Source organism: Streptomyces sp. E11-3, from assembly GCF_046540415.1.
Taxonomy (GTDB): domain Bacteria; phylum Actinomycetota; class Actinomycetes; order Streptomycetales; family Streptomycetaceae; genus Streptomyces.
In genome coordinates this window covers 1,238,023-1,256,664 of sequence record NZ_JAZGRL010000001.1, presented here as the reverse complement: position 1 = coordinate 1,256,664, position 18,642 = coordinate 1,238,023, and the positions used below count along the sequence as shown (strand labels likewise).

Annotated in this window: 19 protein-coding genes and 3 pseudogenes; 14 read left to right on the top strand and 8 right to left on the bottom strand. The window is 73.0% G+C overall.

Annotated features, from left to right (window positions below):
• Positions 1-71 precede the first annotated feature (71 nt).
• The 4 genes and pseudogenes from U9R90_RS05755 to U9R90_RS05740 all read left to right on the top strand — a co-directional run.
• Positions 72-401, top strand: a pseudogene (locus U9R90_RS05755) (NAD(P)/FAD-dependent oxidoreductase); the annotation flags it as partial.
• Positions 391-2,238 carry a transketolase gene (locus U9R90_RS05750; protein WP_411055285.1) on the top strand — a complete coding sequence of 616 codons (1,848 nt, stop codon included), beginning with the start codon at positions 391-393 and terminating at the stop codon, positions 2,236-2,238. The pseudogene U9R90_RS05755 and the gene U9R90_RS05750, both read left to right, overlap by 11 nt.
• A gap of 29 nt (positions 2,239-2,267) precedes the next feature.
• Positions 2,268-2,795: pseudogene (locus tag U9R90_RS05745) on the top strand (GvpL/GvpF family gas vesicle protein); the annotation flags it as partial.
• 25 nt (positions 2,796-2,820) lie between these two features.
• Positions 2,821-3,075 (top strand): annotated as a pseudogene (locus tag U9R90_RS05740) (gas vesicle protein K); the annotation flags it as partial.
• Between the two features lie 35 nt (positions 3,076-3,110).
• Here the strand turns inward: U9R90_RS05740 and U9R90_RS05735 are convergent.
• From U9R90_RS05735 to U9R90_RS05725, 3 genes are all read right to left on the bottom strand, one after another.
• Positions 3,111-3,281: a hydrophobic protein gene (locus tag U9R90_RS05735; RefSeq protein WP_411057650.1), complete on the bottom strand. Its 171-nt coding sequence runs from the start codon at positions 3,279-3,281 to the stop codon at positions 3,111-3,113.
• Positions 3,282-3,368: 87 nt separating this feature from the next.
• A complete protein-coding gene (locus U9R90_RS05730; RefSeq protein WP_411055284.1) occupies positions 3,369-4,190 on the bottom strand; it encodes a class I SAM-dependent methyltransferase in 822 nt (273 codons plus the stop codon).
• A gap of 91 nt (positions 4,191-4,281) precedes the next feature.
• Positions 4,282-5,742, bottom strand: coding sequence for a bifunctional phosphatase PAP2/diacylglycerol kinase family protein (locus U9R90_RS05725; RefSeq protein WP_411055283.1), 1,461 nt, complete (start codon positions 5,740-5,742; stop codon positions 4,282-4,284).
• Between the two features lie 120 nt (positions 5,743-5,862).
• Here U9R90_RS05725 and U9R90_RS05720 point away from each other — a divergent pair, with 120 nt between their 5' ends.
• Together U9R90_RS05720 and U9R90_RS05715 are read left to right on the top strand one after the other, a co-directional pair.
• On the top strand, positions 5,863-7,482 hold the full coding sequence (locus tag U9R90_RS05720) for an ABC-F family ATP-binding cassette domain-containing protein (protein ID WP_411055282.1): 1,620 nt from the start codon (positions 5,863-5,865) through the stop codon (positions 7,480-7,482).
• Positions 7,483-7,509: 27 nt separating this feature from the next.
• Positions 7,510-8,085, top strand: a complete 576-nt coding sequence (locus U9R90_RS05715) for a TIGR03086 family metal-binding protein (protein WP_411055281.1) — start codon at positions 7,510-7,512, stop codon at positions 8,083-8,085.
• A gap of 91 nt (positions 8,086-8,176) precedes the next feature.
• On the opposite strand, the gene U9R90_RS05710 is transcribed toward U9R90_RS05715, so the two are convergent.
• Positions 8,177-8,617, bottom strand: a complete 441-nt coding sequence (locus tag U9R90_RS05710) for a CBS domain-containing protein (RefSeq protein ID WP_411055280.1) — start codon at positions 8,615-8,617, stop codon at positions 8,177-8,179.
• A gap of 167 nt (positions 8,618-8,784) precedes the next feature.
• On the opposite strand from U9R90_RS05710, the gene U9R90_RS05705 reads away from it, so the two are divergent.
• Complete coding sequence (locus U9R90_RS05705; RefSeq protein ID WP_411055279.1) at positions 8,785-9,015, top strand: hypothetical protein; 231 nt, start codon at positions 8,785-8,787, stop codon at positions 9,013-9,015.
• A gap of 38 nt (positions 9,016-9,053) precedes the next feature.
• On the top strand, positions 9,054-9,848 hold the full coding sequence (locus U9R90_RS05700; RefSeq protein ID WP_411055278.1) for an RNA polymerase sigma factor SigF: 795 nt from the start codon (positions 9,054-9,056) through the stop codon (positions 9,846-9,848).
• A gap of 70 nt (positions 9,849-9,918) precedes the next feature.
• Here the strand turns inward: U9R90_RS05700 and U9R90_RS05695 are convergent, their stop codons facing one another.
• Positions 9,919-11,034 (bottom strand): PAS domain-containing protein, encoded by a 1,116-nt coding sequence (locus U9R90_RS05695; RefSeq protein ID WP_411055277.1) that lies wholly within the window; start codon positions 11,032-11,034, stop codon positions 9,919-9,921.
• Between the two features lie 108 nt (positions 11,035-11,142).
• On the opposite strand from U9R90_RS05695, the gene U9R90_RS05690 reads away from it, so the two are divergent.
• The 4 genes from U9R90_RS05690 to U9R90_RS05675 all read left to right on the top strand — a co-directional run bounded on the left by U9R90_RS05690 (position 11,143) and on the right by U9R90_RS05675 (position 15,310).
• Positions 11,143-11,925 (top strand): ANTAR domain-containing response regulator, encoded by a 783-nt coding sequence (locus tag U9R90_RS05690; RefSeq protein ID WP_411055276.1) that lies wholly within the window; start codon positions 11,143-11,145, stop codon positions 11,923-11,925.
• A gap of 146 nt (positions 11,926-12,071) precedes the next feature.
• A complete protein-coding gene (locus U9R90_RS05685) occupies positions 12,072-12,653 on the top strand; it encodes a hypothetical protein (RefSeq protein ID WP_411055275.1) in 582 nt (193 codons plus the stop codon).
• A 57-nt stretch (positions 12,654-12,710) separates the two neighbouring features.
• The gene (locus U9R90_RS05680) at positions 12,711-14,270 is read left to right on the top strand and encodes an aminotransferase class I/II-fold pyridoxal phosphate-dependent enzyme (RefSeq protein WP_411055274.1); all 1,560 of its coding nucleotides are present in this window, start codon (positions 12,711-12,713) and stop codon (positions 14,268-14,270) included.
• Complete coding sequence (locus U9R90_RS05675) at positions 14,267-15,310, top strand: MBL fold metallo-hydrolase (protein ID WP_411055273.1); 1,044 nt, start codon at positions 14,267-14,269, stop codon at positions 15,308-15,310. Before U9R90_RS05680 ends, U9R90_RS05675 begins: the two co-directional genes overlap by 4 nt.
• Before the next feature lie 61 nt (positions 15,311-15,371).
• On the opposite strand, the gene U9R90_RS05670 is transcribed toward U9R90_RS05675, so the two are convergent.
• Together U9R90_RS05670 and U9R90_RS05665 are read right to left on the bottom strand one after the other, a co-directional pair.
• Positions 15,372-15,998 carry a DedA family protein gene (locus U9R90_RS05670; RefSeq protein WP_411055272.1) on the bottom strand — a complete coding sequence of 209 codons (627 nt, stop codon included), beginning with the start codon at positions 15,996-15,998 and terminating at the stop codon, positions 15,372-15,374.
• Positions 15,995-16,768 (bottom strand): MBL fold metallo-hydrolase, encoded by a 774-nt coding sequence (locus tag U9R90_RS05665; RefSeq protein ID WP_411055271.1) that lies wholly within the window; start codon positions 16,766-16,768, stop codon positions 15,995-15,997. The genes U9R90_RS05670 and U9R90_RS05665 overlap by 4 nt, the downstream gene beginning before the upstream one ends.
• A gap of 101 nt (positions 16,769-16,869) precedes the next feature.
• Between U9R90_RS05665 and U9R90_RS05660 the strand changes: the two genes are divergently transcribed.
• Positions 16,870-17,274, top strand: a complete 405-nt coding sequence (locus U9R90_RS05660; RefSeq protein WP_411055270.1) for a hypothetical protein — start codon at positions 16,870-16,872, stop codon at positions 17,272-17,274.
• On the opposite strand, the gene U9R90_RS05655 is transcribed toward U9R90_RS05660, so the two are convergent.
• Positions 17,259-17,897, bottom strand: a complete 639-nt coding sequence (locus U9R90_RS05655; protein ID WP_411055269.1) for a TetR/AcrR family transcriptional regulator — start codon at positions 17,895-17,897, stop codon at positions 17,259-17,261. The two genes, U9R90_RS05660 and U9R90_RS05655, sit on opposite strands and share 16 nt — an antisense overlap.
• A 142-nt stretch (positions 17,898-18,039) precedes the next feature.
• Here U9R90_RS05655 and U9R90_RS05650 point away from each other — a divergent pair, with 142 nt between their 5' ends.
• Positions 18,040-18,483: a hypothetical protein gene (locus U9R90_RS05650; RefSeq protein WP_411055268.1), complete on the top strand. Its 444-nt coding sequence runs from the start codon at positions 18,040-18,042 to the stop codon at positions 18,481-18,483.
• The last annotated feature ends 159 nt before the right edge of the window (positions 18,484-18,642 follow it).

The window sequence follows — 18,642 nt, the reverse complement described above, 5'->3', positions numbered from 1 at the left end:
CGCCCTGACCGGTGAACCGGGACAACACCCTCCGGAGGCACATGGTGAGCAGCCGGAACCGAGTCGTGATCATCGGGCGCCCCATGGAGCGTGGCCGGCTCGTCGTCGACCGGTACCTCAATGTGCCGGGCCACCCCGAGGCGTTCGCCTGCGGCGACGCGGCTGCCGCGTCCGATCTGCGCAACCCCAAGCGTTCACGTCGATGACCGCGCAGCACGCCTGGAGTCAGGGCGAGGCGGCGGCCCGCGATGTCGCCGCCGACTGGCTCCTTGACGCCCTGCTGCCGCGCCAGGCCGTCCAGCTGGGCCTGGTGCGCTCCTGGGTCGGTGCCGCTGGACACCGCGTCCCCCGAACTCGCCCGCGTACCCGGAGCCCCTGGAGAGGATTCCGATGCACACTGACCAACTCCACGAACTCGGCCAGCAGTTGCGGGTGGACTCCGTCCGCGCGGCCGCCGCAGCGGGTTCCGGGCACCCCACGTCCTCGATGTCGGCGGCCGACCTGATGGCGGTGCTCATCGCCCGCCATCTGCGCTACGACTTCAGCCGCCCCGAACACCCCGGCAACGACCGCTTCATCCTCTCCAAGGGCCACGCCTCGCCGCTGCTGTACGCCGCGTACAAGGCGGTCGGTGCCATAGACGACGCCGAACTGCGCACCTTCCGCGCCCTGGGCAGCCGCCTTGAGGGCCACCCGACACCCCGGGCACTGCCCTGGGTCGAGGTGGCCACCGGCTCACTCGGCCAGGGGCTGCCCATCGGGGTCGGCATGGCCCTGGCGGGCAAGCGCCTGGACCGGGTCGGCTACCGGGTGTGGGTGCTGTGCGGCGACGGCGAGTTCGCCGAGGGCGCGATGTGGGAGGCCGCCGAGCACGCCGGACACGAGCACTTGGAGAATCTGACCGCGTTGGTCGATGTGAACCGTCTCGGCCAGCGCGGGCCCACCCGGCACGGGCACGACCTCGGCGCGTACGCCCGCCGGCTGCGGGCCTTCGGCTGGCACACCACCGAGATCGACGGCCACGACCCGGACGCGATCGACCGCGCCTGCAACGAGGCCCGCTCCACGGCCGGGCAGCCCACCGCGATACTCGCCCGTACCCTCAAGGGCCGCGGAGTGGCGTCGGCAGAGGACAGGGAGGGCCTGCACGGAAAGCCGTTGAGCGACCCCGAGGCGGCGATCGAGGAGCTCGGCGGCCGCCGCGAGGTGCGCGTCGAGGTCCAGCAGCCGCCCGCCGCACGGTCGTTGCACGCGGCGCGCAGCGGGCACCTGTCCCTGCCGCGCTACGGAGTGGGTGACGCGGTCGCCACCCGTACCGCCTACGGCCAGGCGCTCACCGCACTCGGCCACGCGCGCGGCGATGTCGTCGCGCTGGACGGCGAGGTCGGCGACTCCACGCGCGCGGAGTACTTCGCCAAGGAGCACCCCGAGCGCTACTTCGAGTGCTACATCGCCGAACAGCAGCTGGTCGGGGCCGCGGTGGGGCTCGCCGCCCGCGGCTGGATCCCGTACGCCGCGACGTTCGCCGCCTTCCTCAGCCGTGCGCACGATTTCCTGCGGATGGCCTCGATCGGAGGTGCGTCCCTCATCGCCATCGGCTCGCACGCTGGTGTGGCGATCGGTCAGGACGGGCCGTCCCAGATGGGCCTGGAGGACCTGGCCCTCTTCCGCGCACTGCACGGCTCCACGGTCCTGTACCCCTGCGACGCGAACCAGACGGCCCAGTTGGTGGCCCAGCTGGCGAACGGCTCCGGCATCCGCTACCTGCGGACCACGCGCGGGGCCACCCCGGTGATCTACGGCCCGGACGAGGAGTTCCCGGTCGGCGGCTGCAGGGTGCTGCGCGCATCCGACGCCGATCGCGCCACGGTCGTCGCAGCAGGGGTCACCGTGCACGAAGCCCTGGCGGCCGCCGAGACCCTGGCGGAGTTCGGGATCCCGGTCCGGGTCATCGACCTCTACTCGGTCAAGCCGGTCGACCGCGACACCCTGCGCGAGGCCGCCGAACGCACCGGCTGCCTCCTCACCGTCGAGGACCACCGCGAGGAGGGCGGCCTGGGCGACGCGGTGCTGGGCGCCTTCACCGACGGGCGCCCGGTGCCACGTCTGGCCCGGCTCGCGGTCCGTACGATGCCGGGCTCGGCCGCGCCGGACCAGCAGCTGCACACGGCGGGCATCGACGCCGAGTCCATCGCGGCGGGGGTCCGGCTGCTGGTGGAGCATGGGGTGGTGAAGTGAACGAGGCGCGCTCCCGTCCCTGGCACGGCCGTCTGGCCACCGTCTTCCGTGGTGACAGCGGCGTCCGCACCCTGCTGGAGCAGGACGGAGAGCGGTTCCGGCGCGCGCTGGACCGGCTCGACGGGCGGATCGAGTGGGGCGTCAAAGTCCATATACGCGACGAGCCAGCCCCGCCGCTCGCCCCTGCGGCGCCTGCCACCGGCCGCGACTATCTGCGCAGGCGCCGTGACCAGCGGCGTACGGAGGAGTGGACCTGGGAGCGCGCCGAGGCCTTCGCCCGGCGGCTGCACGAGGAGCTCTCCCGGTGTGCGGAGCTCTCCCGGCTGCACCCGCCACAGAACCCCGCGCTGTCCCGGGCGCCGGGGCGCAATGTGCTGAACGCCGCGTATCTGGTGTGCCGACGGGACTCCGAGGCCTTCGTAGAGCTGGTGGACCGTACGAAGGACGAGGAGCCGGGCCTGTGCGTCGAACTGACGGGCCCCTGGGCCGCGTACTCCTTCGCCGAGCCGGCCGACCTGGCCGACCTGGGGGACGCCGACCTGGAGCAGCGGTCGTGACCGTCGTCGAACACCGTGAGGTGGCCCTCGTCGATCTGAACGGGACCTGGTCAAGCTCGTGCTGACGGTTGTCGAGCTGCTGCGCCAGCTGATGGAGCGCCAGGCGCCGCGCCGGTTCGACACCGGAGAGCTGACGGAGGAGCAGGAGGAGCGGATCGGGCTGACACTGATGCTCCTGGAGGAGCGCATGGCGGAGTTGCGGGAACGCTATGGCCTGCGTCCTGAGGACCTCAATATCGACCTCGGTCCACTGGGGCCCCTGCTCCCCAGGGAGGACTAGCCTCCCCAGGGGGCAGTAGCCGACAGGCCTGGCGGCTACCAGCGATACCAGCGGGACCTGGTTCCGGTCGGTGTGGTGGAGCGCACCAGGAAGCCGAGCAGCCAGATGACCAGCACGGCAACGGCGATCCACCAGAGGACCTTCACCGCGAACCCGGCCCCGAAGAGCAGCAGCGCGAGTAGCAGAACAAGCAGGATGGGAACCACAATGCACACCTCCTGCTCTCCGGGTATCCCGGAGAGGGGAGATGACACCGCGCTACCTCGTACCGCTACGTCATATGCGGCAGAGTGTCATACGCGGCAGAGGACCTCCCCGTGCAGCACCGAGAACCAGCCGTCCTCCTGCCGCCCCCACTCCCGCCAGGCCTCGGCGATGTCCGCCAGCTGTGCCGCGCTCGCGTGGCCGCCGTCCACGGCGAGGCCCGCGTACGCCGAAGCCGTCGTGCGGTCCGCCCACAGTCCGCTCCACCAGGCGCGTTCCTCCTCGGTGCTGAAGGTCCAGGCCGTCGAGGTGGCCGTGATGTCGGTGAAACCGGCGTGCAGGGCCCAGGACTTGAGGCGGCGTCCGGCGTCCGGCTCGCCGCCGTTGGCACGGGCGACCCGTTCGTAGAGCTCCAGCCAGTCGTCCAGGCCGGTGGGGCACGGATACCAGGTCATGGCCGCGTAGTCCGATTCACGGACCGCGACCAGGCCGCCGGGTGCGGCCACCCGGCGCATCTCGCGCAGGGCCCGCACCGGGTCGCCCACATGCTGCAGCACCTGGTGGGCGTGCACGACGTCGAACGAGCCGTCCGGGTAGTCCAGGGCGTGTACGTCGGCCACGGCGAACTCCGCGTTGTGGAGGCCGCGTTCGGCGGCGGTCGCGCGGGCCTGGTCCAGTACGTCGGCCGCGGCGTCCACGCCCGTGACATGTCCCCCCGGCACCAGCTCCGCCAGGTCCGCGGTGATGGTGCCGGGCCCGCAGCCGATGTCCAGGACCCGCATGCCGGGCTTCAGTTCGCCGATGAGGTACGCCGCCGAGTTGGCCGCGGTGCGCCATGTATGCGAGCGCAGCACCGACTCGTGATGTCCGTGGGTGTAGACGGCGGTCTCCTGTGCGGGGTTCTTCGGCATGGCGGGACTCCTTCCGCTGGACTTCGAGCCTGCGCTCGACGCGAGAGGATCACCGTACGCCGCGATGTCGAAATATGAGACCTGCGTCTCGCTATATGGTCAGCGGTGCGTAGACGCTCAGTGCCTCATGGGCCTTGTCGATCACCAACTCGTGCCCTGCCACCGTGACTTCGCCGTCGTAGCCGAGTGATGTGCCCGGCGCGATGCCGTCCACCCGCAGCCGGGTGCGCCGTACGGCGGCGTGGAAGGGGGACCGCGACAGCGGACCGGCCAGCGCCGCGGCGAGCAGCCGCGCGCCCGGCGTACGGCCGCCGTGCACCACGCGCACATCGAGCAGACCATCGGCGAGATCGGCCCGCCGCGTCGGCAGCAGCCCCATCCCCTGGTACGTGCAGTTGCCCGCGAACAGCAGCCAGAGCGGCCGGTGTTGGCCCTGCCTGTCGGGACGGGTCCGCAGCGGTCGTTCATGGCGCAGGACGTGTACGGCCGCCAGCACATCGGCGGCCCGCCCCCCGATCCAGTGCGCCCGGCGCGCCCGCTCGCGCACCAACTGCGGGTAGACGCCGAGGCTGAGCGCGTTCAGGAAGTACCCACTGGTGTCCGCTGAGCGGAACCTGCCCACGTCCACCGCCACCGCGTCGCCGTTCTCCACGGCGCGGAAGAGGTCCCGGGGCTCCTCGACGCCGAGGTCGTACGCGAAGTGGTTCACCCGGCCGCCCGGCAGCACCGCCAGCGGCAGCCCGTACCGCAGCGCCACACCGGCCGCCGCGTTGACCGAGCCGTCCCCACCGCACACCCCCAGTGCCCGGACCCCGTCCGCGGCGGCGGCCTTCTCCAACTCCCCGGTCAGCTCGGGGCCCTCGCACACCACGACCTCGGCGAGCGGTAGCGCGTTCCGCAGCGCCCCCACCCGGTCCGCCGAGTCGGCCGACGTGTTGACCACCATGGTGAGGCCGCGGCCACCGGGCAGCGCGGGCGCGCCCACCACCGGCCGCCCGGGCGCGGGCAGTTGGGCGCGAGTCGGCACCAGACCGCGTACCGCGAACGCCGCCCCGGCCCCCAGCGCCGCACCCGCCAGCACATCGCTGGGGAAGTGCACACCGGTGTAGACCCGGGACAGCCCCACCGCGAGGGCGACCGGCGCCACCGCCGCGCCCCAGCCGCGTGACTCCAGGGCGACCCCGGTCGCGAAAGCCGCCGCGGACGCGGCGTGCCCGGAGGGGAACGACGTGGTGATCGGCTGCCGCGCCAGGCGCCGGACCAGCGGCACCGCGTCGTATACGGGCCGCGCGCGTCGCACGGACCGCTTGCCGAGGGTGTTGACCGTCGCGGAGGCGACCGCCAGCGAGGCGAGGCCGCGGGCGGCGGCACGCCGGGCCCTGGGGGTCCTGGCCCCGGCGATCCCCGCGGCCGTGGCGAACCACAGCACACCATGGTCGGCGCTGCGGCTGAGCCGGGGCAGCAGGAGGTCAGCGCCCCGCCAGTGCCGGGCCGCGACGCCGTCGAAGACCCGGCAGTCCAGTGCGAGAATCCAGCTTGCTTCGGAATTCATACCGGGTGGGTACCCCTCGGCACGGCGGCGTCACGGGGCCCGGGTTCAAAGACAGCCTCTAAGAGCCTGTTTCTAAACCCGTTTGCCGTATGACCTCCGCGCCGATGACAATGCGTGACCATGGGACATCTGGAAGCCGCGCATCTCGAGTACTACCTGCCTGACGGGAGGGAGCTGCTCGGTGATGTCTCCTTCCGGGTCGGCGAGGGCGCCATCGTCGCCCTGGTCGGCCCGAACGGCGCGGGCAAGACCACCCTGCTGCGGCTGATCTCCGGCGATCTGCAACCGCACGGCGGCACCGTCACGGTCAGCGGCGGGCTCGGCGTGATGCCCCAGTTCGTGGGGTCCGTACGGGACGAGACCACCGTCCGCGACCTGCTGGTATCCGTCGCGAACCCCCGCATCAAGCAAGCCGCCGCGGCCGTCGACGCGGCCGAGTACGCGGTCATGACCGTGGACGACGAGGCCGCGCAGATGCGGTACGCCCAGGCGCTGGCCGACTGGGCCGAGGCGCAGGGCTACGAGGCCGAGACGACCTGGGACATCTGCACCACCGCCGCCCTCGGCATCCCGTACGACAAGGCCCAGTTCCGCGAGGTGCGCACACTCAGCGGCGGCGAGCAGAAGCGCCTCGTCCTGGAATCCCTGCTGCGCGGCACCGACGAGGTCCTGCTGCTCGACGAGCCGGACAACTACCTGGACGTGCCGGGCAAGCGGTGGCTGGAGGAGCGGCTCAAAGAGACCCGTAAGACCGTCCTGTTCGTCTCCCACGACCGGGAGCTGCTCGCCCGCGCCGCCGAGAAGATCGTCAGCGTCGAGCCGGGCCCCGCGGGCGCCGACGCCTGGGTGCACGGCGGCGGCTTCGCCACGTACCACCAGGCCCGCAAGGAGCGCTTCGCGCGCTTCGAGGAGCTGCGCCGCCGCTGGGACGAGAAGCACGAGCAGCTGAAGAAGCTGGTCCGCAATCTGCGCCAGGCCGCCGAGAACAGCCACGACATGGCCTCGCGCTACCACGCGGCGCAGACCAGGCTGCGCAAGTTCGAGGAGGCGGGCCCGCCGCCGGAGCCGCCGCGCGAGCAGGACATCACGATGCGGCTGCACGGCGGCCGCACCGGCGTACGGGCCGTGACCTGCCAGGGCCTGGAGCTGACCGACCTGATGAAACCCTTCGACCTGGAGGTCTTCTACGGCGAACGGGTCGCGGTCCTCGGCTCCAACGGCTCCGGGAAGTCCCACTTCCTCAGGCTGCTCGCGGGCGACGACGTACGGCACACCGGCGCCTGGAAGCTCGGCGCGCGCGTCGTGCCCGGGCATTTCGCGCAGACCCACGCGCACCCCGAGCTGTTCGGCCGCACCCTGCTCGACATCCTGTGGCGCGAGCACGCCCAGGACCGCGGGGCCGCCATGTCCCGGCTGCGGCGGTACGAGCTGACCGGCCAGGCCGAGCAGCGCTTCGAGCGGCTCTCCGGCGGGCAGCAGGCGCGCTTCCAGATCCTGCTCCTGGAGCTCGAAGGCGTCACCGCGCTGCTTCTCGACGAGCCCACCGACAACCTCGACCTGGAGTCGGCCGAGGCGCTCCAGGACGGCCTGGAGGCCTTCCAGGGCACGGTGCTCGCGGTTACCCACGACCGCTGGTTCGCCCGCTCCTTCGACCGCTTCCTGGTCTTCGGCAGCGACGGCCGGGTACGCGAGACGGCGGAGCCGGTGTGGGACGAGCGCAGGGTCGACCGGGTGCGCTGAGCCCCGCCTCGGGGAGAGGATGGGGTTATGGCTCACACCAGACTGCTCAAGCGGCACGCGGCGGCGATCGAGCTCTTCACCGACCGGGTGCATACGGTCGGCGCGGGTCAGTGGGGTGATCCGACGCCGTGCACCGAATGGACCGTGCGTGACCTGGTCAACCACCTCGTGGTGGAACAGCTGTGGGTGCCGCCGCTGGTGAAGGACGGCGTCACCATCGAGTCGCTCGGCAGCGCCTTCGACGGCGACCAGCTCGGCACCGACCCGGTCGCCGCCTGGGACACCTCGGCGCGCGCCGCCCAGGACGCCTTCCGCGCACCCGGCGCCCTCGATCGCACCGTCCACCTCTCCTTCGGCGAGAGTCCCGCCGCCCACTACTGCGCGCAGATGGTGACCGACCTGGTGGTACACGCCTGGGATCTGTCCCGCGCGATCGGGGCCGATGAGCGGCTCCCGGACGACCTCGTCCGCTACGCGGTACGCGAGGTCTCGCCGTACGCCGCCGACCTGGCCAAGAGCGGACTCTTCGACCCACCGGTCGAGGCGCCGCCCGGCGCGGACGTACAGACCAAGTTCCTCTGCCTCCTCGGCCGCCGTCCCTGACCGGTCTCGGACTTTGACCGGTCTCGGACTTTGACCGGTCTCGGTCTTTGAGCGGTCTCGGTCCCTCCGGTCTCGGTCCCTGACCGGTCTCTCAGCCCGGAGTCGTGCCCGGCTCGTGGTCGGGCCGGGCCCGGCTGATGGCCGCCAGAGCGGAGTGCGGGTCCTGCGCCACCGCGAGGTCCCCGAGGCTGACCATCCCCACCGGGCGGCCGTTCTCGACCACCGGCAGCCGCCGCACCGCGTGCTCCCGCATCAGCGAGACCGCGGACGACACCGGTGCCTGAGCCTCGACCAGCACCGGGGCCGGGGTGCAGACGGTCTGGGCGCTGATGGTCAGCGGATCCGCGCCGATCGCGACGGCACGCAGCGTGATGTCCCGGTCGGTGAGCACCCCGAGCACCTGGCCGTCGGCGGCCACCAGCACGTCGCCGATGTCCCGCGCGCGCATCAGCTGCGCCGCTTCCACGAGTGAGGCGTCGGGGCCCACCGCGACGACGCCTGGGGTCATGACTTCCCGCACGATCTCGGCCATGGTTCTCGGCCCTTCCTGAAATCTCGGTACGTACGTGGCGTACGCGTCTTGGTGACCCTGCCCGCAGTACCCCTGATGGGCCGGGCCATGCCTCGCACGGGCTCGGTGGTTTGCGCCGGCGCCGCCTGGTCACCCGACTTCCGACACCCCTCGGGGAAGGACAGGCCATGGCACTGATCGCGTTGCTGATTCCGGTGCTGATGCTGGGCGTGGTCCTCGCGCTCGGCAGGTACGAGGAACTGCTGCTGCCACCCGAGGAGTCGGCCGAACCCGCGGGGTTTGCGCCCCGGGTCGCGGGGCAGCCGAAGTATGTGCTTCGGACCGGAGGCACGTCCGTGGGAGCGGCGACGCCTCCCCCGGGTGTGTCCCCGGGTACAGGTGCGCCCCTCTCGCGGTGATTCCCCCACCCGCGAAGACAACGGAGTTGCGACGCACTATGCGACCGACCGCAGGGGCAAGGCACCACCCGCACGACGACGCGCCCGACACCACCGAGGACTTCCTGAGGCTCGCCCGGCTGCCCGACGGGCCGGAGCGGGACATGTTGCGCCAGGAGGTCGTACGGGCCTGGCTTCCCATGTCCGAGCGGATCGCCGGGCGCTTCCGCAACCGTGGCGAGTCCTTCGAGGACCTGCGCCAGGTGGCCGCGCTCGGCCTGGTCAAAGCCGTCGACCGCTACGACCCGGAGCTGGGCACGGCCTTCGAGAGCTACGCCGTGCCGACCGTGACCGGCGAGATCAAACGGCACTTCCGCGACCACACCTGGTCCCTGCATGTGCCGCGGCGGGTCCAGGACCTGCGCAACCGCGTCAGGAGCGCCTGCCGGGACCTGTCCCAGACGCTTCCCGGACGCGCTCCCACCATCGCCGCGATCGCCGAGTACGCGCACCTGAGCGAGGACGACGTACGTACCGGCCTGGAGGCGCTGGACAGCTACACGGCGCTGTCCCTGGACGCCGAACTCCCGGGCGGCGACGACGGATACGCGCTGCGTGACGCGCTCGGCGCCACCGACCCGGCGCTGGACACCGTGGTCGACCGCGAGGCCGTCAGGCCCAGGCTGCGCGCCCTGCCCGAGCGTGAGCGGACCATCCTGTACCTGCGGTTCTTCGGCGATATGACGCAGAGCCGGATCGCCGAGGAACTGGGCATCTCGCAGATGCACGTCTCCCGGCTGATCAGCCGCTGCTGCGCCCGGGTGCGGGACGAGACGCTCCGGGACGCGGCGTAGCAAGGGAGCCCCCGAGAGGGCCCCCTCGCGGGTGCCCCCCCGCGAGGGCGCCGCCCCCGGCGGTGCGGCGTCACACCGGACGCCGTAGCGCCAGGGCGATATGCCGTGACATCACATCGACCGTCCGCGCCTCGGCCAGCGAGAACGCCCGCCTGGCGCCGGTACGCAGCAGTGTGAGCACGCCCTGCGGCGGTCCGCCCTCCGGGGCGCTGAGCGGCACACACAGCAAGGACGTGACACGCGCGCGGACGAGCAGGGGCGCGCCCGACGCGTCCTGGCCGAGTGCGTCCGGGTCGGGTGGGCGCACCTGCAGGGCGCTCGCCCCGCCGCGCGCCGTCTCCATGACCAGGGGGCACCCGGCGGGGTCCTGCTCCAGCAGCGCGTCCAACAGCGCGTCGTCCGGCCCGAGAGCGACCGCGCGCACCAGACGTGCGGTGCCCGCGTCGGCCACCACCCAGTCCGCGAACCTGCCGTGCAGCACCCGCGCGGCGCAGGTGAGCACGGCGGTCCGGTCACCGGGGCGCACGGTCAGCAGCGCCGACGTCATGGCGTCCACCAGGTCGAGCAGCGCCGCGTGCCGGGTCGCCTCGGCCAGATCGGGCGCGGGCGCGTGCACACCGGCGAACCGCGGCACCGCCCCGGCGGACTGCAGGACGACGAGCACCGCGGCGCGCGGCTCTCCGCTGGGCCGCAGCGCGGTGAGGGTGGCGTACACCGGCACGCCGGGCCGGTCCCGCAGCCGGACGGTGAGACTCCGGTCGCCCTCGCCACGGGCGACCGCCGCGGTCTGCGAACGGAAGGCCGCCCGGTCGGCCTGCGCCAGAAACCCGGCCAGCGGCTGGCCTGTCGCATAACCCGCCCGTACGCCGGTGAAGTTGACCGCGGCGAAGTTCATCCGCCGTACCCCGGTCTCCCGGTCGAGGAGCAGCACGGGCAGCGGCAGCCGCTGGAAGATCGCCCGCAGCAGCCGCTGCTCCCGGTGGTCGGCGGACGCACCGGTCCCACCGGGGGCCGTGAGCCGCTGGTAGCGCGGCCACAACCGCTCGGCCGCATGGTCGAGTTCGAAGAGCGCGGCGTCCAGGACGGTGCGCGGATCGCCGTCCGGAGCGGTGCGTGCCGTCCTGAGCTCGGCCACCCGGCGTACGAAGTCCGCGAGCTCCTCGTCGAATTCGTCCGCCTGTGTCATGTCAAGCAAGCTATCCCCATGCGCCGTTTTCCGGGGGTGGCGGCGGGCAGGCGACTGGATGGAGACCCAGGTACATCTGGTCGAGTGAGCGGAACGGAGGAGCATCGCATGTCGGCATCCCCACTCCCACCCGCACCGGCACTCACACCCACGCCCACGCCCACACCCACGCCCACACCCACGCCCACACCCACACCCGCATCCGACGGGCCGGACTCCGCGCTGCCGGGGCGCCGGCTGAGTGAGCTGGCCGAGCACGCCGTACGCTGCACGGTCGCCTGCTGTGGGGCGGGCGCGACCGTCGCCGATGACGCGGCGGACTCCGATCGGCCCGCCGCGGTCACCCACCCCGATCTGGCCGCGGTCGTCTCCGTACAACTGCGCTCCGGCGAAGGCCCGATTCCGGCGTCGGTGGCCCGCGGCGAGCCCGTGGACACGACGGACCTGCTGCGCGAACAGCGCTGGCCGGACTACCGAGCGGCGGCGCTCGACGCGGGCGTACGCTCCAGCGTCACCCTGCCCTTCCTCCGCGCGGGCCTCACGGTCACCCTGAGCCTGTACAGCTTCCGCCCCGGCACCCTGAACGCAGCCGGGCACGGCCCCGCCCGGGCACTCGGCGACCTCGCGGTGAGCGGGCTGATCCGCGACCGGCGCTACCGCGCGGCCCTCGCCGAGATCGACCAGCTGGATACCGCGCTGCGCACCCGCCCCGTCGTGGACCAGGCCTGCGGCATCGTGATGCACATGCTGGGCTGCGGCGCCGACGAGGCCTTCGCCGTGCTGCGCCGCATCTCCCAGGGCACCAACCGCAAACTGAGCGACGTCGCCGGCGCACTCGTCCGCACCCGCGGCCGCGGCCTGGAGCGGGAACTGGCGTCCCTGACCACCTGACGTCACGGCTCCTCACCCGTGCGGCGGCGCGCGTACCGCGAATGGTGTCCCGTCCCGCGCGCGGTGGGGGAATGTCGGGTTTGTATGGGCTTCGTGGCGTGGACCTCCGCGCCTGCTCGTCAGTCGCCAGAAGGAGCCCCCCAGTCATGCGCATCGCCCGTTTGCTCGCCGCCACCGCACTGGCATCGGCCGCTGTCGGGTTGGCCGCGCCAGCCGCGTTCGCGGACTCGGCCGAGGTCAGCCCACGTACCGTCGCGCCCGGTGGCACGGTCACCGTCTCCGTCACCTGCGACACGCCCAGCGACAACCCACCGGCGACCATCAGCGCCAACTCCCAGGCCTTCGAGCAGGGCCGGGTCCGGCTGGCGCTGGTGCCCGGCAACGACAACGCGGTCTCCGGCCCCGCCTACAACGGCACCGCCAAGATCGCCTCGGCCGCCAACTTCTCCAGCACCGGCCCCAACCCGGTCGGCGAGACCTCCGAATGGGCCGTCGACGGCACCTGCCCGGGCGGCAGAGCGTGGACGACGACCTTCACCGTCCACCGCACGTCACCGACGCAGACACCGACGCCGACGCCGACACCGACGGCGGGTGTACGCGGCGGACTCGGCGGCAGCTTCACGGACTCCGGTACGACCGTGATCATCGGGGGTGCCCTGGTCGCCTGTGCGGTCGGCGGCACGGTCTACGTCATCCGCCGCCGGCAGTCCAGGGCGCAGGGCTGAGTGCCCGCCCACGGCCCACTGAGATACGGCCCGCCCGCCGCGGGCCCAGAACTGCCGGTGCTCCCGGAACTGGCCGCGGTGCTCGCCGCGGCGGCGGGCCGTGCGTACGCCGAGCCACCGGGCGGCGGGCCCGCACTGCTGGACGCGGCCTGCGGCTACTTCGGCCGCCGCGGGCTGCCGGGCGAGCGCGCCCAGGTCGCCGCGGCACCCGGTGCCCCGCTGCTGCTGCTCGCGCTGAGTGCGGCGGTCGGCGGCGACGTACTGCTGCCGCGCCCGTGTGCCGCCTGGTGGGCGCCGGGGGACCGGCTGCTGGGCCAGGGGACGTTCCATGTGCCGACTCCCGCCGAGTGCGGGGGAGTTCCGGACCCGTACGCCCTGCTGGAGACCGTCCGACGGGTGCGTGCGGAGGGCGGTGACCCGAGGCTCCTGGTGCTCTCTGTCGCCGATGACCCGACGGGCACGGTGCCGCCACCGGAGGTGCTGCACGAGGCGGTGGAGGCGGCGGCGGGCGAGGGGCTGCACATCGTCGCGGACGAGACCTGGCGCGACACGGTGCACGGCGCTTCCGATGAGGCCCGGCAGCCCGTCCAGCCCCACTCGGCCCGGCCGTCTGCCGGGCAGCCCGGCACACTCGGCCATCGAGCGCCCGGCCCTGGCTCCCACGCGGCACGACCCGGTGGTGACTCGGGTTCGCCTCGGCGCTCCGCCGGGGAGTCCGGCGCGTCCGGGCCCGGAGCGCCCGGTGCTGGAGCACTCGATGCCGGGCCCCACGAGGCCGGGCCGTCCGCTGCCGACGAGGCTCGGGGGCGCGGCTGGTCCGGCCCGGCCCGGCAGCCCGCCGACGTGCCCGGTGGCGCCGGGTCCGGCGCACCCGGCACCACGCGGCCGGGCGTCCCGCAGCAGTCCCCCGACGTGCTGATCAGCCCCGCCGAGATGCTGCCCGGCCAGGTCACCCTGCTCACGGACCTGTCCGGCGCCTTCCTGCCCGCCGACTGGCCCGCCGCCGTCGCCCGCTTCCCGGACACCGCGGCAGGTGCCGTACTGCGCGCCCGTACCCTCGACGTGCTCACCGCACTCGGTGCCATCGTCGCCGCGCCCGTCGCCGCGGCCGCCGCCCATGCGCTCGGCGAACCGGAAGAGGTCACCGCCCGGCTGACGGCGGCCGCGCGGCTGCACGCGCGGGTGGCCGGTGCCGCCTACCGCGCCGTACGCGCGGCAGGCGGGCACGCCCGTCCGCCGCAGGCCGGGCGCCACCTCTACGCGGACCTGGAGCCCCTGCGGTCCGCGCTCGGCGCTCGCTCGGTCGCCGACGCGATCGAACTGGAGGACCACCTCACCGACCGGCTCGGGATGCCGGTGGCCGGTGGGCACCGGTTCGGCGACGCTCTGGGCGCCCTGCGCGTACGGCTGTCCACCGGGCCGCTGATCGGTGCCACGGACCAGGAGCGGCTGGAATCGCTCACCTCGCCGGAACCCTTGGAATTGCCGCATGTGCGGCGGGCGTTGAGCATGCTCGGGTCGACCCTCGACGATCTCCGCGCCGATGCCAGGGAGAGGGAGGAAGCGGAGCGGGCCGACGCAGCCCTGGACGCCCAGCGAATGGAGCCGCCTCGATGACGCAGCAGTCCGAGCCGATGACGTCCCGCGTCCCCTCGGTCACGACACCCACGCCGCCGTCGCGCTCTCCCGTACTCCGCCCGCTCGGTGAGCTACGCACCTGGCCCAGGTCCTTCGTCGACCGGCTGACCGCCCCGCTGCCCGGCGTGCAGGCCTTCGCCCGGTTCGCCCGCGAGGGCTCGATCCGGCCACGTCCGCAGGGCCTGCGGGACATCCCCCGACTGCCGTTCGCGCCGGGGCCGTTGCCGGGGGCCGGGGTCTCGGACATCGCGGTGACCTGGGCCGGGCACGCCAGCTGGGTGCTGCGGGTCGGCGGGCTCACCGTACTCACCGACCCGGTGTGGTCGCGCCGTATCCTCGGAACTCCCGCCCGGATCACGCCCGTTGGCGTGGCCTGGGGCGCGCTGCCCCGGATCGACGCCGTCGTCATCAGCCACAACCACTACGACCACCTGGACGCGCCCACGCTCAGGCGACTGCCGCGCGACACCCCGGTGTTCGTACCCGCGGGCCTCGGCCGCTGGTTCCGGCGCCGCCGCTTCTCCTGTGTCACCGAGCTCGACTGGTGGGAGGCCGCGGAGCTGAGCGGGGTGCGGTTCAGTTTCGTACCCGCGCACCACTGGTCCAAGCGCGGCCTCATCGACACCTGCCGCACCCTGTGGGGCGGTTGGGTACTCACCGACGCGGCCGGGCGTGAGGTGTACTTCGCGGGCGACACCGGGTACGGGCACTGGTTCACGGAGATCGGGCGCCGCCACCCCGGGATCGACCTCGCGCTGCTGCCGATCGGCGCCTACCACCCCCGCTGGTGGCTGCGCGATGTGCACTGCGACCCCGAGGAGGCGGTACGGGCGGCCGACGACCTCGGCGCGCGGCGCCTGGCGCCGATGCACTGGGCCACGTTCCTGCTGTCGGCCGAACCGGTTCTGGAGCCGCTGATCCGCGTACGGGCGGCCTGGGAGAAGGCGGGCCGACTCCGCGATGACCTGTGGGATCTCCCGATCGGAGCGTCCCGGGTCCTCACCGCCGACGCCATCTGACTCCTCTTGTGCCGCTATCCCGCTATGCCGCTATGCCGCTATGCCGCTATGCCTCTAGGTTCTAGGCCTCGCTCTTCTGCGGCCCGCGCACCCTCCGCCACACCGACGGCGCACCGCTGATCACCACCGTCAGTACGACGACCGCGATCAGGCCCTGCCACGGCTCCGCGAAGAGCGACCCGCCGAGGATGCCGATCAGCTGGTACGTCGCCGCCCAGGCCAGGCACGCCGGTGCGTTCCCGCGGATGAAGCGGCGCAGCGGCAGCTTGCCCAACAGGCACGCCAGCATCACCGGAATCCGGCCCGCCGGGATCAGCCGGGACGCCACCAGGACCGCGACCCCGTGGTCGTGCAGCTTCCCCTGGGCCTGGGCGATGCGCTCGGCCGGGGCGCGGTCGTACAGCGCCCGCAGCCAGCGCGAGCCGTTGCGCGAGCGCATCCCGCGCTGCCCGAGCCAGTACAGGCCGACATCCCCGGTGAACGCGGCGAGCGACGCCACCAGGAACACGAACAGCAGCGTGAGCGGCGCCGTCTGGTGGAACGCCACCACCGCCGCCGAACTCACCACCGCCCCCGTGGGCACCACCGGCACCAGCGAGCCCAGCACCACCAGCAGGAACAGCGAGGGATAGCCGACCGCCTGCTGGGTCGTCTCCGGAATGAGCGAGACCGCCGCGGCGAGGATCACTTGGCGACCTCCGGCCGGACGCTCTCGCCGTGCCCGAGCAGATGCACCGCCACGTCCGGCGCCCGCAGCGCCGCCTGCCGTACGAACTCGTCGCCCGGGCCGTGGAACTCGTGCGGCCGCACCGCGTCCAGGCCGATCGGCCAGTACGTGCCGTAGTGCACCGGCACCGCGCTGCGCGGCGCGATCCGGGCCAGCGCCCGGGCGGCCCGCGGCGCGTCCAGGTGGCCGTCGCCCAGATACGGTCCCCAGCCACCGACGGGCAGCAGCGTCACATCCACCTCGCCGACCGCGTCGGCCATCTCGTCGAAGAGCCCGGTGTCCCCGGCGAAGTACGTCCGGGCCTCACCGCTCACCACGTAGCCGAGCGCCCGGCAGCGCTGCGGCCCCAGCGGCAGCCGCCGCCCGTCGTGCCGCGCGGGCACCGCACGTACTGTCACATCCCCGATCCGCACCTCGTCCCCGGCGGTGACCTCGGTGATCCGCAGGCCGTCCAGCTTCCGCAGCCCCGGCACGGCGGCCGTGGCGCCGCGCGGCACCAGCACACGCGTGCCGGGCGCGAGCCGGGCCAGCGAGGGAAGGTGCAGATGGTCGGCGTGCAGATGCGAGACGAGCACCGCGTCCGCGACGGCGGCCTGTGGCGGCGGCAGATCGCCGCGGCGTCGGCGCAGATGCCCAAGACGGCGCGCGAAGAGCGGGTCCGTCAGCACCCGGACCCCCGCATCCTCGACGGTGCAGCTGGCATGGCCCCACCAGGTGATCTCCACCGGCACGCACCGGCTCCCTTCGATTGCTTCTGTGGGCCCTCGGCCACTGCTACGAGCGTACGGCGAGTAGTAGTGTCTGCGGCGAAGGCCGAGGTGAGGGAGACGGCATGGCCGAGATCCGGGTCACGGCGATCGCCAGCCTGACGCCGCTCGAGGAGCTGGACAAAGATCCCTTCCTCGTGGACTGCCGCAGCCAGCACGCGATGTGCGCCCTCTGGGCCGCGGACCGCGGCTATGTGGTCACCCGCGAGCTGTTGGTGTACGGGCTGCGCACCGACCACCGCAGCCTGTGGGCCGACGTCGACGCGGGCCTGGTCGACCTCTTCGTGGCCCCCAGCCGCCGCGTCCTGGAGCGGGCCCTGGTCTCCGTGGACGACTTCAGCGCGGAGTGCGCCCGGCGCGGGGTGCGCCTGGAGACGGTGGGCCTGGACGAACCGGCCTACGACGCGGGGATGAAGGCCCGTGTCCACCGCCGCCTCTCGATGCCCACCGCGGGCTACGACGGCAGCTGACCCGACTGCCCCAACTGCCCGAGCTGCTCCGGCTGCTCCGGCGGCCTGCCTACTGCCGCCGCGATGCCGTCGACCAGCGTGTCCAGGCCCTCCTTGATGCGGTCCAGCGGCCAGCCGCGCTGCTCCCGCTGGAAGTCGAACAGGCCCGGCGTGTACGCCATGAGCAGCAGGTCTGCCAGATAGGAGCTGTCCGCCCCGGACGCCAACTCGTCGATCAGCTGCCCCAGTTGTTCGTGATGGCGGCGGTAGGGGCCGCTGTGGTAACGGCCCGCGGGGACGCTGGCCTCGGCGAGCAGCAGCAACTCCCGGTTGGCTTCGACCAGTTCGGCCATCCCGTGCAGAAAGGCGCGCAGCCGTTCGCGGGGCGGGGCGTCGGCGTGCGCGGTGAACTCCTCCTGGAAGCGGGTCTCGTTGTCGTCGATCAGCTCATAGACCAGCCGTGCGCGGTTCTCGAAGCGGCGGTACACCGTGCCGACCCCGACACCGGCCTCCTTGGCGACCGCGTCGAGGGAGAGGGCGGCGGACCCCTCGGCGGTCAGGACACGGGTGGCCGCGTCCAGGATCTTGCGGCGGTTGCGGGCGGCGTCGGCGCGCTCGGGCCGGTCGGGGCGTGCTGCGGTCATGGTCGAGAGCTTAGCGGAGGGTTCTCCGCTTAACCGGTTGCCAACCGGAGATCTCTCCACTTACGCTCCATCAAGCGGAGAATTCTCCGTTTAACGTTTCTCGTCCCTGCCCATCCCTGTGCGTCCCCACCAAGGAGCGGTCATGTCTCGTACTCCCGTACTACTCAACAGCCAGCTGATCGGCCAGGCCCACTACGCGACCGTGCCCCTGCGTGAGCGCCTGCTGGCCAGGTCCGGCCTCACCTTCCACCAGTCGGTGGCGCTCAACACCGTCGCGGCGGACGACGGTTCCGTCGCGCGCGGTGATGTCGTCGACCGGCTGACCGGCACCCTGAAGATCGACGAAGCGGCGGCGGACGAGACGCTCGCCGCCCTGACCTCCAAGTGCCTCGTCGAGGAGCCGCCCGGCGACGCGTCCCGGCTGCGCGCCACCGGGCAGGGCCGGGCCCTGCACAAGGAGTTCACCGCCGCGGTCGCCGGCATCGCGGCCCGCGTCTACGGAGACATCCCCGCCGCCGACCTGGAGACCGCGGCCCGCGTGCTCCTGCTGGTCATGGAGCGCGCCAACGCGCTGGCCGCCGAGTAGGGGGCAGGACCCGTGCACAGCCCGCACGGACAGGTTCTTACGCCGGTCGTGGCGTCGGGTGTGCCAGGCTGGGCCGCGAGGTCCGGCCGCACCGTGCCGGTCCTGAGCGCGGACGCGAGCGGAGTGTGGCGTGGCCGAGGGGCGGTGGCACGGGGCGGG

What these genes read in the sequence shown, in the direction of transcription:
- U9R90_RS05750 (WP_411055285.1), top strand. Translation starts at nt 391, where the DNA reads ATGCACACTGACCAACTCCACGAACTCGGCCAGCAGTTGCGGGTGGAC.
- U9R90_RS05730 (WP_411055284.1), bottom strand. Translation starts at nt 4,190, where the DNA reads ATGCCGAAGAACCCCGCACAGGAGACCGCCGTCTACACCCACGGACAT.
- U9R90_RS05725 (WP_411055283.1), bottom strand. Translation starts at nt 5,742, where the DNA reads ATGAATTCCGAAGCAAGCTGGATTCTCGCACTGGACTGCCGGGTCTTC.
- U9R90_RS05720 (WP_411055282.1), top strand. Translation starts at nt 5,863, where the DNA reads ATGGGACATCTGGAAGCCGCGCATCTCGAGTACTACCTGCCTGACGGG.
- U9R90_RS05715 (WP_411055281.1), top strand. Translation starts at nt 7,510, where the DNA reads ATGGCTCACACCAGACTGCTCAAGCGGCACGCGGCGGCGATCGAGCTC.
- U9R90_RS05710 (WP_411055280.1), bottom strand. Translation starts at nt 8,617, where the DNA reads ATGGCCGAGATCGTGCGGGAAGTCATGACCCCAGGCGTCGTCGCGGTG.
- U9R90_RS05705 (WP_411055279.1), top strand. Translation starts at nt 8,785, where the DNA reads ATGGCACTGATCGCGTTGCTGATTCCGGTGCTGATGCTGGGCGTGGTC.
- U9R90_RS05700 (WP_411055278.1), top strand. Translation starts at nt 9,054, where the DNA reads ATGCGACCGACCGCAGGGGCAAGGCACCACCCGCACGACGACGCGCCC.
- U9R90_RS05695 (WP_411055277.1), bottom strand. Translation starts at nt 11,034, where the DNA reads ATGACACAGGCGGACGAATTCGACGAGGAGCTCGCGGACTTCGTACGC.
- U9R90_RS05690 (WP_411055276.1), top strand. Translation starts at nt 11,143, where the DNA reads ATGTCGGCATCCCCACTCCCACCCGCACCGGCACTCACACCCACGCCC.
- U9R90_RS05685 (WP_411055275.1), top strand. Translation starts at nt 12,072, where the DNA reads ATGCGCATCGCCCGTTTGCTCGCCGCCACCGCACTGGCATCGGCCGCT.
- U9R90_RS05675 (WP_411055273.1), top strand. Translation starts at nt 14,267, where the DNA reads ATGACGCAGCAGTCCGAGCCGATGACGTCCCGCGTCCCCTCGGTCACG.
- U9R90_RS05660 (WP_411055270.1), top strand. Translation starts at nt 16,870, where the DNA reads ATGGCCGAGATCCGGGTCACGGCGATCGCCAGCCTGACGCCGCTCGAG.
- U9R90_RS05655 (WP_411055269.1), bottom strand. Translation starts at nt 17,897, where the DNA reads ATGACCGCAGCACGCCCCGACCGGCCCGAGCGCGCCGACGCCGCCCGC.
- U9R90_RS05650 (WP_411055268.1), top strand. Translation starts at nt 18,040, where the DNA reads ATGTCTCGTACTCCCGTACTACTCAACAGCCAGCTGATCGGCCAGGCC.